The organism is Pseudomonas sp. LS_2, from assembly GCF_042709235.1.
Lineage (GTDB): Bacteria > Pseudomonadota > Gammaproteobacteria > Pseudomonadales > Pseudomonadaceae > Aquipseudomonas.
Window position 1 is genome coordinate 22,453 of the sequence record NZ_JAVAYC010000039.1, and the last position, 14,499, is coordinate 36,951.

Sequence of the window (14,499 nt, forward strand, 5' to 3'; positions counted from 1 at the left end):
GTTTTTGGTGGGACTGCTTAACTATCACCAGATGGGGATTTAACGGATGAAATTGAAAAACACCTTGGGCTTGGCCATTGGCTCGCTCGTTGCCGCTACTTCGTTCGGCGTTCTGGCACAAGGCCAAGGCGCTGTCGAAATTGAAGGTAACGTCACCAAGCAGTTCTACGACAGCGAGCGTAACTTCAAGAACGACGGCACCAACCCTGGTGTTCGTCTTGGTTACTTCCTGACCGACGACGTTTCCCTGGACCTCGGCTACAACGAGACCCACAACGCTCGTGGCGAAGTCTTCAACAAAGACATCAAAGGCTCCAAGACCAAGCTGGACGCCACCTACCACTTCGGTACCGTGGGTGACGCTCTGCGTCCATACGTCTCCGCCGGTTTCGCCCACGAAAGCCTGGGCCAGGCCACCCGCAGCGGCCGTGACCACTCCACCTTCGCCAACGTTGGCGCTGGCGCCAAGTGGTACATCACCGACATGTTCTTCGCCCGTGCTGGCGTCGAAGCCATGTACAACATCGACAACGGCAACACCGAGTGGGGCCCGACCGTTGGTCTGGGTCTGAACTTCGGTGGCAGCGGCGGCAAGCAGCCAGCTCCTGCTCCGGCTCCAGTTGCCGAAGTCTGCTCCGACAGCGACAACGACGGCGTTTGCGACAACGTCGACAAGTGCCCTGACACCCCGGCCAACGTGACCGTTGACGCCGACGGTTGCCCGGCTGTTGCCGAAGTCGTTCGCGTTGAGCTGGACGTCAAGTTCGACTTCGACAAGTCGGTCGTCAAGCCTAACAGCTACGGCGACATCAAGAACCTGGCCGACTTCATGAAGCAGTACCCACAAACCACCACCGTGGTTGAAGGTCACACTGACTCCGTAGGTCCAGACGCTTACAACCAGAAGCTGTCCGAGCGTCGTGCCAATGCTGTCAAGCAGGTCCTGACCCAGCAGTACGGTGTTGAAGCTAGCCGTGTTGACTCGGTTGGCTACGGTGAGACCCGTCCGGTTGCCGACAACGCCACCGAATCTGGCCGCGCTGTTAACCGTCGCGTAGAAGCTCAGGTAGAAGCCCAGGCCAAGTAATTGGTTTGACGCTTCATGAAAAACCCGGCCTCGGCCGGGTTTTTCTTTTTCTGAATGTCCAGTTCGTGGTGTCGGTGCCGGCCTCCATTTCTTCACCCCTTGAGCCAGGCCAGCACCATCACCAGGTTCGCCAGCAGCGACACCAGCGCCACCGTACGCCACACCTTCAACGGCTCCCGCTCCAGCAGCGGTCGCCCCCGCCCTGGCAATTCCTGCCGATCCCCGCGCTCAAGCAGTAGCAACCATTGCTCAGCCGTCTCGAAACGCTGAGTTGGATCCGCCGCCACTGCCTGCTCCAGGTTGTGCTGCAACCACTCCGGCAGGTCTGGTCGATAACGCGCGGCATTGACTGGGTTGCCGAACCGCGGCCGCTGGAAGGCTTCGATCTCGCCATAGGGATAATGCCCGGTCAGCAGGTAATACAGCGTCACGCCTACGGCATAGAGGTCCTGGCGCGGGCTGGGCGGGCGGCCTTCGAATGCCTCCGGTGCGATGAACGACGGTGTGCCGGGCAAGTCGTGGGGTTGGTCTTCGGACAAACCAGGGCAGTACGCCAAGCCGAAATCCAGCAGGCGCAATTGCCCGTCATCGCCCAGATGCAGGTTTTCCGGCTTGATATCCCGGTGCAGCAGGTTGCGCCGGTGCAGGATGCCCACAGCCTGCAATAACTGTCGCGCCAGCTCCAGCCATTGCGCCAGCGGCAAGGGGCCGTGCTCGGCCAGCAGGTCGGCCAGGGTTCTGCCGGGGTACTCGCGCATCACGTAATACAGCTGTTGGCGCTGGCTGGCGGCATGCACGTGGGGGAAATGCCGACCGGCAACCCGGCGCAGGAACCATTCCTCGAGAAGCAATTGCTGTGCGGCATGAGGGTCTGTTTCGCGCGCGGGGGGCAGGGTCTTGAACAACCAGGGGTGGCCCTGGCTGTCCTTCACCTGGTAGAGCAACGACTGCTTGCTCTGCGCCAGCAGACTGTCGACCTGCCAATCATCGATGCCTTGGCCTGGGCGCAAGAGCGCTGGCGTCGACCAGTCCTGCAACTGCGCCAAGGTATCGCCGAGGTTGGCCGGGCCGAGCTGTTCGACCTGCACCAGCAAGGCACTGGCGTTGTCCTGGCCGCCGGCGTGGTGGGCGGCGGCGACCAGGGTATCGGCTGCGGTCTGCAAATCAGTCTGTTCACGCAGGATCGAACGGATGTGCTGCTCACCCAGGCTGGCCCACACGCCGTCGCTGACCAGCAGGAACACTTCGCCGGGTTGCAGCTCGCCTTCCAGGTAGTCCACCAGCAGGTGCTGGTCCAGGCCGAGCGCGCGCTTGAGTACATGCTGCATGCCGGGCTGGTCCCAGACGTGGTCTTCGCTCAGGCATTGCAGCTGGTCGTCGTGCCAGCGGTAGGCGCGGCAGTCACCGACATGCGCAAGGGTATAGCGTCGACCCCGCAGCACCAGGGCGGTGAGCGTGGTCAACAGCGTCTGGCTCGTTCCCTGGGCGCGTAGCCAGCGGTTCTGTGCCAGCAACAAGCGGTCCAGCGCCTGGGCCACGCCCCAGGTTGCGGGCGTGGCGTAGTAGTCCAGCGCCAGGGCCTGCAAGCTCGCCCGGGCCGCCAGCCCGCCGTCGCTGCACTGGCTGACGCCGTCGGCAAGGGCGAACAGGTAGCCTTTGCTGGCCGCCAGCTCCGGGGCGGGCGTAACCAGGCGCAGGGCGTCTTGGTTCTCGGCCCGCGGACCGGTGGCGCTGGCCTGGGCGAATAACAGCTGCAGGCTCATCGATTGCCTCAGACCCGCGCCGCAGTAACGGCTGCCGAGCCCCAGGTGGTGCGCCAGCGCAGCTTGACGCCGTACAGGCCGAACCACGCCAGCACGCCGAGGCTGGCGAACAGCCACAGGCCCAGTTGATAGTCGCCGGTCTGCTGCTTGATCGCGCCAAGGCCTGCAGCCAGCAGGAAGCCACCAATACCGCCGGCCATGCCGATCAGCCCGGTCATCACTCCCAGTTCCTGGCGGAAGCGTTGCGGTACCAGTTGGAACACCGCGCCGTTGCCGGCGCCCAGGCCGAGCATGGCGATCACGAACAGCGCCAGGGCGGCCATGGCGCTGGGCAGGTTGAAGCCCACGGCGGCGATGCAGGTCGCCGCCACCGCATACATGCCCAGCAGGGTACGGATACCGCCGAAGCGGTCGGCCATGGCGCCGCCCAGGGGACGCATCAGGCTGCCGGCGAACACGCAGGCGGCGGTGTAGTAGCCAGCGGTGACCGGATTCAGGCCGTACTGGTCGCTGAAGTAGCCGGGCAGGGCGCTGGCCAGGCCGATGAAGCCGCCAAAGGTGACGCTGTAGAAGAACATGAACCACCAGCTGTCACGGTCGCCCAGGGCCTTGAAGTAGTCGGCGATGGCCTTGGGTTTCGGTCGCTGCGGGGCGTTGCGGGCCATCAAGGCGAACAGCACCAGGGTCAGCACCAGAGGAATCAGGGCAAACCCGAACACGTTGTTCCAGCCAAAACCTGCCGCCAGGGCCGGCGCCAGCAGTGCGGCGAATACCGTGCCGGAGTTGCCGGCCCCGGCGATGCCCATGGCCTTGCCTTGGTGCTGCGGCGGGTACCACTGCGAAGCCAGCGGGAGGGACACGGCGAACGATGCGCCGGCAAAGCCCAGGAACACGCCCAGCAGCAGCGCCTGTTCGTAGCTGTTGACCCCGAGGAACCAGGCGCAGGCCAGGGCAGCGATCACGATGACCTGGCCGATCAGGCCGGCGGTCTTGGGTGAGAGACGGTCCACCAGCATGCCCATGGCGAAGCGCAGCACTGCACCGGCCAGGATCGGGGTGGCCACCATCAACCCGCGTTGCTGGGTAGTCAGTTGCAAGTCGGCGGCAATCTGCACCGCCATGGGGCCGAGCAGGTACCAGACCATGAAGCTCAGGTCGAAATACAGGAACGCGGCGAACAGGGTGGGCACATGCCCGGATTTCCAGAAGCTCGTATTCATCGAACACCTCGCGCGGCTTGCAACGGTAGTCATGCCCTGTTTTTCAGGGGCGGAAACGAAAAGACGCCGCTACCCGGTCCACCAGCGTGGAGGGGAGAGCGACGTCTTTGTCGGGGTATGGGGGCAACCGCCGTTGGCTACCTGGAAATTGTCGAGCAAGAGGCGGGCCAAGTCGTTGAGCTTGTACCGACTTTGTGCAGGTGCTATTCGGCTGCGGCGCAGTGGCTGGGGGAGCTGGAGGGTTGCCTCACCTAGCCCAGCATCTCGTGCATGGCGATGATCTGCTCGGCCACCTGCACCAGCTTCTGCTGGCGACTCATGGCCTGGCGGCGCATCAGGGTGTAGGCCTGTTCTTCATTGCAGTCCTTCATTTTCATCAACAGACCCTTGGCCTGCTCGATGCGCTTGCGTTCGGCCAACTGCTGGTCGCGCGCCAGCAGCTGCGCGCGCAGCGCCTGGTCGCTTTCGAAGCGGGCCATGGCGACATCAAGGATCGGTTGCAAGCGCGCGGCGTGAATGCCTTCGACGATATAGGCGCTGACCCCGGCCTGGATGGCCTGGCGCATCACCCCCGGGTCGTGTTCGTCGGTGAACAGCACGATAGGTCGCGGCCGGTCGCGGCTGACCAGTACCACCTGTTCCATCACATCGCGGCCCGGTGACTCGGTATCGATCAGCACCACGTCCGGTCGCACCGTTTCGACGCAACTGGGCAGGTCGATGGTCAGGCCCTGGGCTTCGATCACTTCGAAGCCCGCCTCGATCAGTGCAGCCTTCAGGCGGCCGACTTTCTTCTCGGTGTCGTCGATCAACAGGATGCGCAGCATACGAGCCTCCTCACGAACCGACACGGGCATCGGCCGCATCGCCCAAAGCGTGCAGGCGGAAGCTGCGGGCGTAGCCATAGGGGTCGCTACCGTCCCAATGGCTACCGTCGATCAGCAGGCTGCTGCGCATCGCCGATCCGCCGCACGGCACGCCCAGTGCTTGGGCGGCATCGCGGTACAGCGCCAGTTGCTGCACATCGGTGGCCACGGCCAGGTAGTCGGGGTCTTCGCGCAGCAGGCCCCAGCGGCGGAACTGGGTCATGAACCACATGCCATCGGACAGGTAGGGCAGGTTGGCGCGGCCTTGGTCGAACAGGCGCAAGGCGTGGCGGTCCTGCCAGTGGTTGCCCAGGCCGTCATGGTAGTCACCGAGCAGGCGTGGCTCGATGCTGCTGGTGGGCAGGTCCAGGTAGGCGGCACCGCTGAGCAGTTGCGCGGTGCTGCGGCGGTTTTCCTCGCTTTGTTCGATGAAGCGGCTCGCGGCCAGTATGGCTTTGACCAGCGCGCGTGCGGTATTGGGATACTGCTCGACGAAGACGCGGGCGCACCCTAGCACTTTCTCCGGGTGGTCTGGCCAGATCGACTGGCTGGTGGCCAGGGTGAAGCCCTGGCCTTGGGCCACGGCATCGGCCGACCACGGCTCGCCGACGCAGAAACCATCGATGCGCCCCGCCTGCAGGTGGGCGACCATCTGCGCGGGCGGCACCACCACGCTGTCGACATCGTGCAAGGGGTGGATGCCTTGGCTGGCCAGCCAGTAGTACAGCCACATGGCGTGGGTGCCGGTGGGGAAGGTCTGGGCGAAAGTCAGGCGCGCGCCATTCTGGTGCGCCAGTTTCGCCAACGCCTCAGGGCAGGTCACGCCCTTGCGTTGCAGGGCAGTGGACAGGTTGATGGCCTGGGCGTTCTGGTTCAGGCCCATGAGCACCGCCATGTCGCTGGCGGGTACGCCGCCCAGGCCCAGGTGCACGGCGTAGACCAGCCCATACAGGCAGTGGGCGGCGTCCAGTTCGCCGCTGACCAGCTTGTCGCGCAGCCCGGACCAGGATGCCTGGCGCCGCAGGTTGAGGGTCAGGCCGTGTTGCTGGGCGAAGCCCTGGGTGGCCGCGACCACCACGGAGGCGCAATCGGTGAGGGCCATGAAGCCGATATTCAGGCTGGGTTTTTCCGGCGCATCGCTGCCGTTGACCCAGGCCAGGGGTGCTGCGGGGGGAGCTGTATTCACGAAAAATCCTCGCCCGTACCGATCGGGCTGCACCCACGCCGAAGCAACCCATATGCCAAGGCCCTGTCCCCGAGGCGGCGCGCTGGCTATAATCGCCTCCCTCACTCACCCCCGAGTCCTGCCCGCCCATGTATACCCTGGCCCGCCAGCTGTTGTTCAAGCTTTCCCCGGAAACCTCCCACGACCTGTCCCTGGACCTGATCGGCGCCGGTGGCCGCCTGGGCCTCAACGGCCTGCTGTGCAAGCGCCCGGCCGCGTTGCCGGTGACGGTGATGGGCTTGAACTTCGCCAACCCCGTGGGCCTGGCCGCGGGCCTGGACAAGAACGGCGCGGCCATCGATGGCTTCGCCCAGCTGGGCTTCGGCTTCGTCGAGATCGGCACCGTCACGCCGCGCCCGCAACCAGGCAACCCCAAGCCGCGCCTGTTCCGCCTGCCTGAGGCGACGGCGATCATCAACCGCATGGGCTTCAACAACCTGGGCGTGGACCACCTGCTGACGCGGGTACGGGCGTCGCGCTACGACGGCGTGCTGGGCATCAACATCGGCAAGAACTTCGACACTCCGGTCGAAAGGGCCCAGGACGACTACCTGATCTGCCTGGAGAAGGTCTACAACGACGCCAGCTACATCACCGTCAACGTCAGCTCGCCCAATACCCCTGGCCTGCGTACCTTGCAGTTCGGCGACTCGCTCAAGCAACTGCTCGATGCCTTGGCCGAGCGCCGCGAAAAGCTGGCGGGTGAGTATGGCAAGCGCGTGCCGCTGGCGATCAAGATCGCCCCGGACATGAGCGACGAGGAAACCGCGTTGGTAGCCTCGGCACTCGTGGAGTCCGGCATGGACGCAGTGATCGCCACCAACACCACCCTGGGTCGCGAAGGGGTCGAGGGCCTGCCGTTCGGTGGCGAGGCAGGGGGGCTTTCGGGCGCGCCGGTGCTGGAGAAGAGCACGCACATCGTCAAGGTATTGGCCGGTGAGTTGGCTGGCAAGTTGCCGATTATCGCGGCGGGGGGCATTACCGAAGGGCGTCATGCGGCTGAGAAGATCGCTGCCGGCGCCAGCCTGGTACAGGTCTACTCCGGTTTCATCTACAAAGGCCCGGCGTTGATCCGCGAGGCGGTGGATGCCATTGCGGCGATGCCGGGGCGCTAAGAAACAGGCAATCGAAACGCGGCCAATAAAAAGGGCCCCACGTGGGGCCCCTGGGCCGCAGCCCGCCGCCCGGATAGGGCGCGCATGGTGACTCGAATTCAGTGTCCTCGTTCAGCCAACGGCGTGATTTTCGTTGAGTCTATGGATGCCAGCGGTGCCGGTCATACCGTCCCAGTTGTCGCCGCGACCTTCACGCCAGCCGTTGATCCAGGCCTGGCGAACGGATGGCAGATTGAAGGGGCAAAGTTCGCGGGATTTACCGGTGACCCCATACTGGTAGCCACGTGAATATGCTCTTTCCAACGGATCACGCTTAAGTCTTCTCATAGGGTGTTGCCCTCACTTGTTGACTGTAATGTCCCGTCGGCCTCTGGGAGGCCGGGCAGAATCGTTCTGCCGGTCTTGCGCTCGCTGCCGGCGTGGCGAGCGGAAAGTGCCACTTCGTTGCAAAGTGGCCTGAGAGGAGTTCTAACGCACCGCGCGTCACAGTGTGAATGATCGATTTGTCATAAGGACGTAACGTTTCCAAGGGTCATAGGATAAGTAAATAAATGAGACACCAGGCGATCCGGGGTTCAGCCCGCTATGATCAGGGTTTCGCCTCGATTGACGTCAAATGGCCAGCGCTTCCGCGACCGTGGCGGTAACAAGAAGTAATACGACGAAGGGTCGCTTCGCAGCCTTCGATCAACGAAATTTTCACACTGCTCGACGATCAAAGCCTTTTCATTCGACTGGCTTGTCGCTCGGGCGGCCCGGCTGCCATTCGGCAAGCCACCCCGGTTGAAGCCTGTTGGAAGGGCGCCGGGGCAAACATCGGCAAGGCGTGCGCCGCCTTGCCACTGCATGGCCCAAGGCCCTGGATTTGCTCATGTCGCAACGTTCTGAACTCTATCTCACCTGCCCCAAGGGCCTTGAAGGCCTGCTGGCCGAAGAGGCCCGCGGGCTAGGCCTTGAGGATGTGCGTGAGCACACCTCGGCCATTCGCGGCCTGGCCGACATGGAAACCGCCTACCGCCTGTGCCTGTGGTCGCGCCTGGGCAACCGCGTGCTGCTGGTGCTGCAGCGCTTCACCATGAAGAACGCCGATGAGCTCTACCACGGCGTTCACGCAGTTGACTGGCAAGACCACTTGGCCGCCGACGGCACCCTGGCCGTGGAGTTCAGCGGCCACGGCTCGGGCATCGACAACACCCATTTCGGTGCGCTGAAGGTCAAGGATGCGATCGTCGACAAGCTGCGCAACCGCGAAGGCCAGCGCCCTTCGGTAGACAAGCTCAACCCGGACCTGCGCGTGCACCTGCGCCTGGAGCGTGGCGAGGCGATCCTTTCCCTCGACCTGTCCGGCCATAGCCTGCACCAGCGCGGCTACCGCTTGCAGCAAGGCGCTGCGCCGCTCAAGGAAAACCTCGCCGCCGCCGTGCTGATCCGCGCCGGCTGGCCGCGCATTGCCGCCGAAGGTGGCGCCCTGGCCGACCCGATGTGCGGCGTGGGCACTTTCCTGGTGGAAGCGGCGATGATCGCCGCCGACATCGCCCCCAACCTCAAGCGTGAGCGCTGGGGCTTCAGCGCCTGGCAGGGTCATGTGCCAGCGCTGTGGCGCAAGGTCCACGACGAGGCCCAGGCCCGCGCCCAGGAGGGCCTGGCCAAGCCGCCGCTGTGGATTCGCGGCTATGAGGCCGACCCGCGCTTGATCCAGCCGGGGCGCAACAACGTCGAGCGTGCCGGGTTGGGGGATTGGGTGAAGATCTACCAGGGCGAGGTCGCCAGCTTCGAGCCGCGGCCCGACCAGAATCAGAAAGGCCTGGTCATCAGCAACCCGCCATATGGCGAGCGCCTGGGCGACGAGGCAAGCCTGCTGTACCTCTACCAGAACCTCGGCGAGCGCCTGCGCCAGGCTTGCATGGGTTGGGAAGCGGCGGTGTTCACTGGCGCGCCGGAGCTGGGCAAGCGCATGGGCATTCGCAGCCACAAGCAGTACGCCTTCTGGAACGGTGCCTTGCCGTGCAAGCTGCTGTTGTTCAAGGTGCAACCCGACCAGTTCGTCACCGGCGAGCGCCGTGCCGCGGGCTCCGACGACGCCGAAAGCCGCCCTCAGGCGGCGATGACCGCTGAGCCTGCACGCCTGTCCGAAGGTGCGCAGATGTTCGCCAACCGCCTGCAGAAGAACCTGCGCCAGCTGGGCAAGTGGGCCCGCCGCGAGCAGGTGTCGTGTTACCGCCTGTACGATGCCGACATGCCGGAGTACGCGTTGGCGGTCGATCTGTACCAGGACTGGGTGCACGTGCAGGAGTACGCAGCGCCCCGTTCGGTCGACCCGGACAAGGCCCAGGCCCGCCTGCTCGACGCTCTGGCGGCCATTCCCCAGGCCCTGGGTATCGACCCGCAGCGCGTGGTGCTCAAGCGCCGCGAACGCCAGAGCGGCACGCGTCAGTACGAGCGCCAGGCCACCCAGGGGCAGTTCCAGGAAGTCAACGAAGGCGGCGTGAAGCTGCTGGTCAACCTCACCGACTACCTCGACACCGGCCTGTTCCTCGACCACCGTCCGATGCGCATGCGTATCCAGCGTGAGGCCGAGGGCAAGCGCTTTCTCAACCTGTTCTGCTACACCGCCACGGCCACCGTGCACGCGGCCAAGGGCGGCGCGCGCAGCACCACCAGCGTGGATTTGTCGAAAACCTACCTGGACTGGGCGCGGCGCAACCTGTCGCTCAACGGTTTCTCCGAGCGCAACCGCCTGGAGCAGGGCGACGTGATGGCGTGGCTGGAGAACGCCCAGGAGAGCTTCGACCTGATCTTCATCGACCCACCGACCTTCTCCAACTCCAAGCGCATGGAAGGGGTGTTCGATGTTCAGCGCGACCATGTGCAACTGCTCGACCTGGCCATGGCGCGCTTGGCGCCGGGGGGCGTGCTGTACTTCTCCAACAACTTCCGCAAGTTCCAGCTCGATGAGCATTTGCAGGCACGTTATGCGGTAGAGGAAATCAGCGCGCAGACCCTGGACCCGGACTTCGCTCGCAACAACCGTATCCACCGCGCCTGGCGCATGCAGCTACGTTAAACCGATGCCTAGCGTTGCGGGGGTAATGGCTAATAGCTATAAACCAGTACAGGGCCGGAAAACTCGCAGGACGCTGATGTGGTGAGAATGCTCTATGGCAAAACATGGCGTGCGCGCGAAGATGTTCGGCCTGGTCAGCGAGGAGCTGTCGGCCCACGGCGTGGCGTTGGCAGCCCTGCTGGCCGGTGGTTTGTTGACCGCTGCGCTAGGGTTTGCCGTCGACGGCTTCTACCAGCAGCAACTGCGCCAGCGCTTCGAGCTGCTGGCCAATGAGCGCTATAGCCGCATCGCCGAGCGCTTCGAGGATCAAGCCCAGCGCCTGGATGGGCTGAGGCGCTTTTTCAACTATTCCAGCGAAATCACCCTCGCCGAGTTCGATGGCTACGCGCGGCCTCTGCTGCACCGTACCCAGGCCTATTCCTGGGCGCCACGGGTCGAGGCGGGGCAGCGCGAGGCCTTCGAGCGCCAGGCCAGCGCCAGGCTCGGGCAGCCCTACCAGATCCGCGACCACGACGAGCAGGGCCGCTGGCAGCCGTCGCCTCGGCGCGATTACTACTACCCGGTGCTGTACACCCAGGCCACGCACCAGCAAGAGCAACCCTACGGCTTCGACCTGCGGAGCCAGCCTCAGCGCGAGGAAACCCTGTCGCGCGCACGGACCCCCGGCAGCATGGCGGTGTCGGTACCGTTGGACATGATCAACGTCGAGCCGGCCTATACCCGGGGGGTGCTGGTGGTCGCGCCGTTGTTCAGCGGTGTGCCGGCAAATGGCCCGCCATCCGGCTATGTGATGGCGCTGCTCAGCATGCACCAGCTGATCGCCGAAGGCCGGCCGACCAGCGCCGATGACAACCTGGTGGTGCGCATCGTCGACTTGTCCGATGGGGGTGGCCACGAAGTGCTGTACGACTCAGGCAATCCGGCGGCGCCGCTGGCGCTGGCGAGCAGCCACCTGCTGCGCCTGGCCGACCACAGTTACCAGCTCGATATCCGCCCCAGCCAGGCGTTCCTGGAGGCCAACCGGTCTTCGGCGGGGCTCACGGTGACCTTGCTCGGTGGGCTGTTGAGCCTGATGCTCAGTGCTTTGTTGTACAGCCTGTTCAGCCAGCGCCAGCGGGCATTGACCCTGGTCGAGCAACGCACTGCCGAGCTGCGGGTCAGCGAGCAGTCCCTGCGCGAGACTCATAACCAACTGCGCAGCGTACTCGAGGCCGCGACTCAGGTCGCGATCATCGCCACCAGCCTGCGCGGCAGCATCAGCACCTTCAATACCGGTGCCGAGCGTATGCTCGGCTATTCAGCCAGTGAAGCGCTGGGCCACCTGACCCTGGAAGACCTCGTGCTGCCCGAGGAACTGCGCCAGCGGGCCCATGCCCTGAGCCTGCGCTATGGCCGCGAGATCGCCGGAGGGCAGGCGATGTTCGCCGAAACCGTGCAGGAAGCCGGTGGCGAGCCTGGCGAATGGACCCTGGTGCGCAAGGACGGCAGTCAGCTGCTGGCCAACATGCTGGTCACCGCTGTGCTCGACGAGCAGGGACTGTGGGTGGGCTACCTGGCGATCTGCATCGACGTCACCGAGCGCCGCCGGGTGCATGAAGCCCTGGAAGCGCGTGACCGCCTGTTGGAAAAGCTCAGCGCCGAGGTGCCGGGCGGTATCTACCAGTACCGCCTGGACGCAGACGGGCATTCCTGTTTCCCCTACGCCAGCCAGGGGCTACACGACATCTACGAGGTCGACCTGCAGCTGCTGCGCCGGGATGCTGCGAAGGTGTTCGAGCGCATTCATCCGGATGACCTGGAGCGCGTGCGCAGCTCGGTGCGCACCTCCGCCGAGCGCTTGAGCCCGTGGCGCGAAGAATACCGGGTGTGCCTGCCCCAGGCCGGGCTGCGATGGATACGCGGCGAGGCGACGCCGGAAATCGGCGACGACGGTTGCACCCTATGGCATGGCTACCTCACCGACATTTCCGACCTCAAGCGGGTAGAGGAGGAGCTGCGTGCGCTGTCGATAACCGATGCCCTGACCGGCATCCACAACCGCCGGTATTTCCAGGAGCGGCTGCGTACCGAGCTGGACAGGGCGCAACGTGACGCGTTGGACCTTGCAGTGATCATGCTGGATATCGACCACTTCAAAAGCATCAACGACCAGTTCGGCCACGCCGTGGGCGATCACGTGCTGCGCAGCCTCTGCCAGCGCATCGGCCAGCGGCTGCGGCGCACCGACGTGTTCTGCCGCCTCGGTGGCGAGGAGTTCATGGTGTTGTGCCCAGGCACCGATGCAGAGCAGGCGCGCTCGTTGGCCCTGGAGTTGTGGCAAGGGTTGCGCAGTGTGCCGGTGGAGGGCGTCGGCCGGGTTACCGGAAGCTTTGGGGTAGCAGGCTGGCGCCCAGGGGAGGGCGCCGATGCTTTGCTGCTGCGTGCCGATGCGGGGGTCTATGCGGCCAAGCAGGCCGGGCGCGACCGGGTCGAGGCGGAGCTGCCGTAGGGCCTACGACGCATGACCTGTAGGTTATCGGGGCGTCGAACGGCTGCGAACACCGACAGAGCCGGTGCCTTCACCTCAGGCTTGTTCGCGGTTAAACCCGCTCCCATGCGGATTGCGCCTCACTTCAAACCTTCAGGGCACCACACCGACGGTGCTGCCCGCCACTTTGGGTTGGCGATACAAATCCAGCAATACCTGGTCGAGCACCTGCGAAGCGCCCCAAGGCTTCGGATCGTTGAGGATCGCCGCCACTGCCCAGGTATTACCGTTGCTGTCACGGCTGAAGCCGGCGATGGCGCGCACGGTATTGAGCGTACCGGTCTTGATGTGCGCCTCGCCGGTCATGGCGGTGCGCTTGAGGCGCTTGCGCATGGTGCCGTCCATGCCCACTAGCGGCATGGAGCTGATGAACTCTGCCGCGTACGGGCTCTTCCAGGCCGCTTGCAGCAGCGCCGCCATTTCACGGGTGCTGACTCGCTCGGCGCGCGACAGCCCCGAGCCGTTCTCCATCACCAGGTGCGGCGCGGTGATGCCTTTCTTGGCCATCCACTGGCGCACCACACGCTGGGCGGCACGGGCGTCGTCGCCGTCGGCGTCGGTGCGGAACTGCGCGCCGAGGCTGAGGAACAGCTGCTGGGCCATGGTGTTGTTGCTGTACTTGTTGATGTCACGGATCACTTCCACCAGGTCCGGCGAGAACGCCCGGGCCAACAGGCGCGCGCTCTTGGGCACGTTCTCGACGCGGTCGCTGCCCTGGATGGTGCCGCCCAGCTCGTTCCAGATCGCCCGCACTGCGCCTGCGGCATAGGTCGGGTGGTCGAGCAGCGCCAGGTAGGTCTGAGAGTTGCACCCATCGCCCAGTTGGCCGCTGACCGTGACGCTCACCCCATCGGCCTGCACCACCGGGTTGTAGCGCACGTCACCCGTGCATTGCTTGGAGGCGACCGCCTTGACCTGGTTGTCGATACGCACGCTGGCGATCGGCGGCTCGACCGCAATGGTGACCCGGCCCCCGTCGTTACGGGCGACGAAGCGCAGGGCCTTGAGGTTGACCAGCAGCGAGTCGGGCTTGACCAGGAATGGCTTGTTGAGGTCGCCGCCGTCGTCGTCGAAATGCGGCAGGTTGGGCTGCACGAAGTGGCTGCGGTCCAGTACCAGGTCGCCGGTGATGGTGCGCACGCCATTGGCACGCAGGTCACGCATCAGCAGCCAGAGCTTTTCCATGTTCAGCTTCGGATCGCCACCGCCCTTGAGGTACAGGTTGCCGTTGAGCACCCCGTTGCTCAGGGTGCCGTCGGTGAAGAACTCGGTTTTCCACTGGAAAGTCGGGCCGAGCATTTCCAGGGCAGCGTAGGTGGTAATCAGCTTCATGGTCGACGCTGGGTTGACCGAGATATCCGCGTTGTAGACCGTAGGTGTGCCTGGGCCATCCAGGGGAAGCATCACCAGGGACAGGGCCGAGTCTTGCAGTTTGCTGGCCTTGAGCGCCTGCTGCACCTTCGGTGACAGGCTGGTGTTGACGGCTGCGGCGTGGCTGGGCAGGGCCAGTGGCAGGAGCAGGCCGGCGAGAAGCAGTGGGCGAAGCGTCTTGATCATGGGAACTGAAACCCTGCTTGCGAGGGAAAAGGACGACGGGGCTGTAAGAAGTGATAACCCCTGCACGAAATATAG

10 protein-coding genes are annotated in these 14,499 nt (G+C 64.8%); 4 read left to right on the forward strand and 6 right to left on the reverse strand.

Features of this window, described 5'->3' with window-relative positions; all coding sequences use genetic code 11:
- Positions 1 to 46: 46 nt before the first annotated feature.
- Positions 47 to 1,087, forward strand: coding sequence for an OmpA family protein (locus tag RAC97_RS23015; RefSeq protein ID WP_375101889.1), 1,041 nt, complete (start codon positions 47 to 49; stop codon positions 1,085 to 1,087).
- A gap of 92 nt (positions 1,088 to 1,179) precedes the next feature.
- Here RAC97_RS23015 and RAC97_RS23020 read toward each other — a convergent pair whose 3' ends face one another.
- From RAC97_RS23020 to RAC97_RS23035, 4 genes are all read right to left on the reverse strand, one after another.
- Positions 1,180 to 2,850, reverse strand: coding sequence for a protein kinase (locus RAC97_RS23020; RefSeq protein WP_375101890.1), 1,671 nt, complete (start codon positions 2,848 to 2,850; stop codon positions 1,180 to 1,182).
- An 8-nt stretch (positions 2,851 to 2,858) separates the two neighbouring features.
- Complete coding sequence (locus RAC97_RS23025; protein ID WP_375101891.1) at positions 2,859 to 4,070, reverse strand: nitrate/nitrite transporter; 1,212 nt, start codon at positions 4,068 to 4,070, stop codon at positions 2,859 to 2,861.
- Positions 4,071 to 4,321: 251 nt separating this feature from the next.
- Complete coding sequence (locus RAC97_RS23030) at positions 4,322 to 4,897, reverse strand: ANTAR domain-containing response regulator (RefSeq protein ID WP_375101892.1); 576 nt, start codon at positions 4,895 to 4,897, stop codon at positions 4,322 to 4,324.
- Between the two features lie 10 nt (positions 4,898 to 4,907).
- Positions 4,908 to 6,122 (reverse strand): CmpA/NrtA family ABC transporter substrate-binding protein, encoded by a 1,215-nt coding sequence (locus RAC97_RS23035; RefSeq protein WP_375101893.1) that lies wholly within the window; start codon positions 6,120 to 6,122, stop codon positions 4,908 to 4,910.
- A gap of 128 nt (positions 6,123 to 6,250) precedes the next feature.
- Here RAC97_RS23035 and RAC97_RS23040 point away from each other — a divergent pair, with 128 nt between their 5' ends.
- Positions 6,251 to 7,276: a quinone-dependent dihydroorotate dehydrogenase gene (locus RAC97_RS23040; RefSeq protein ID WP_375101894.1), complete on the forward strand. Its 1,026-nt coding sequence runs from the start codon at positions 6,251 to 6,253 to the stop codon at positions 7,274 to 7,276.
- Between the two features lie 111 nt (positions 7,277 to 7,387).
- On the opposite strand, the gene rmf is transcribed toward RAC97_RS23040, so the two are convergent.
- Positions 7,388 to 7,603 (reverse strand): ribosome modulation factor, encoded by a 216-nt coding sequence (gene rmf / locus RAC97_RS23045; protein WP_003248687.1) that lies wholly within the window; start codon positions 7,601 to 7,603, stop codon positions 7,388 to 7,390.
- A gap of 544 nt (positions 7,604 to 8,147) precedes the next feature.
- On the opposite strand from rmf, the gene rlmKL reads away from it, so the two are divergent.
- A complete protein-coding gene (gene rlmKL / locus RAC97_RS23050; protein ID WP_375101895.1) occupies positions 8,148 to 10,340 on the forward strand; it encodes a bifunctional 23S rRNA (guanine(2069)-N(7))-methyltransferase RlmK/23S rRNA (guanine(2445)-N(2))-methyltransferase RlmL in 2,193 nt (730 codons plus the stop codon).
- 94 nt (positions 10,341 to 10,434) lie between these two features.
- Entirely contained in the window at positions 10,435 to 12,828 is a 2,394-nt protein-coding gene (locus tag RAC97_RS23055; RefSeq protein ID WP_375101896.1) for a diguanylate cyclase, read from the forward strand.
- Between the two features lie 132 nt (positions 12,829 to 12,960).
- Here the strand turns inward: RAC97_RS23055 and dacB are convergent, their stop codons facing one another.
- Positions 12,961 to 14,424, reverse strand: a complete 1,464-nt coding sequence (dacB, locus tag RAC97_RS23060) for a D-alanyl-D-alanine carboxypeptidase/D-alanyl-D-alanine-endopeptidase (protein WP_375101897.1) — start codon at positions 14,422 to 14,424, stop codon at positions 12,961 to 12,963.
- Positions 14,425 to 14,499: the final 75 nt, after the last annotated feature.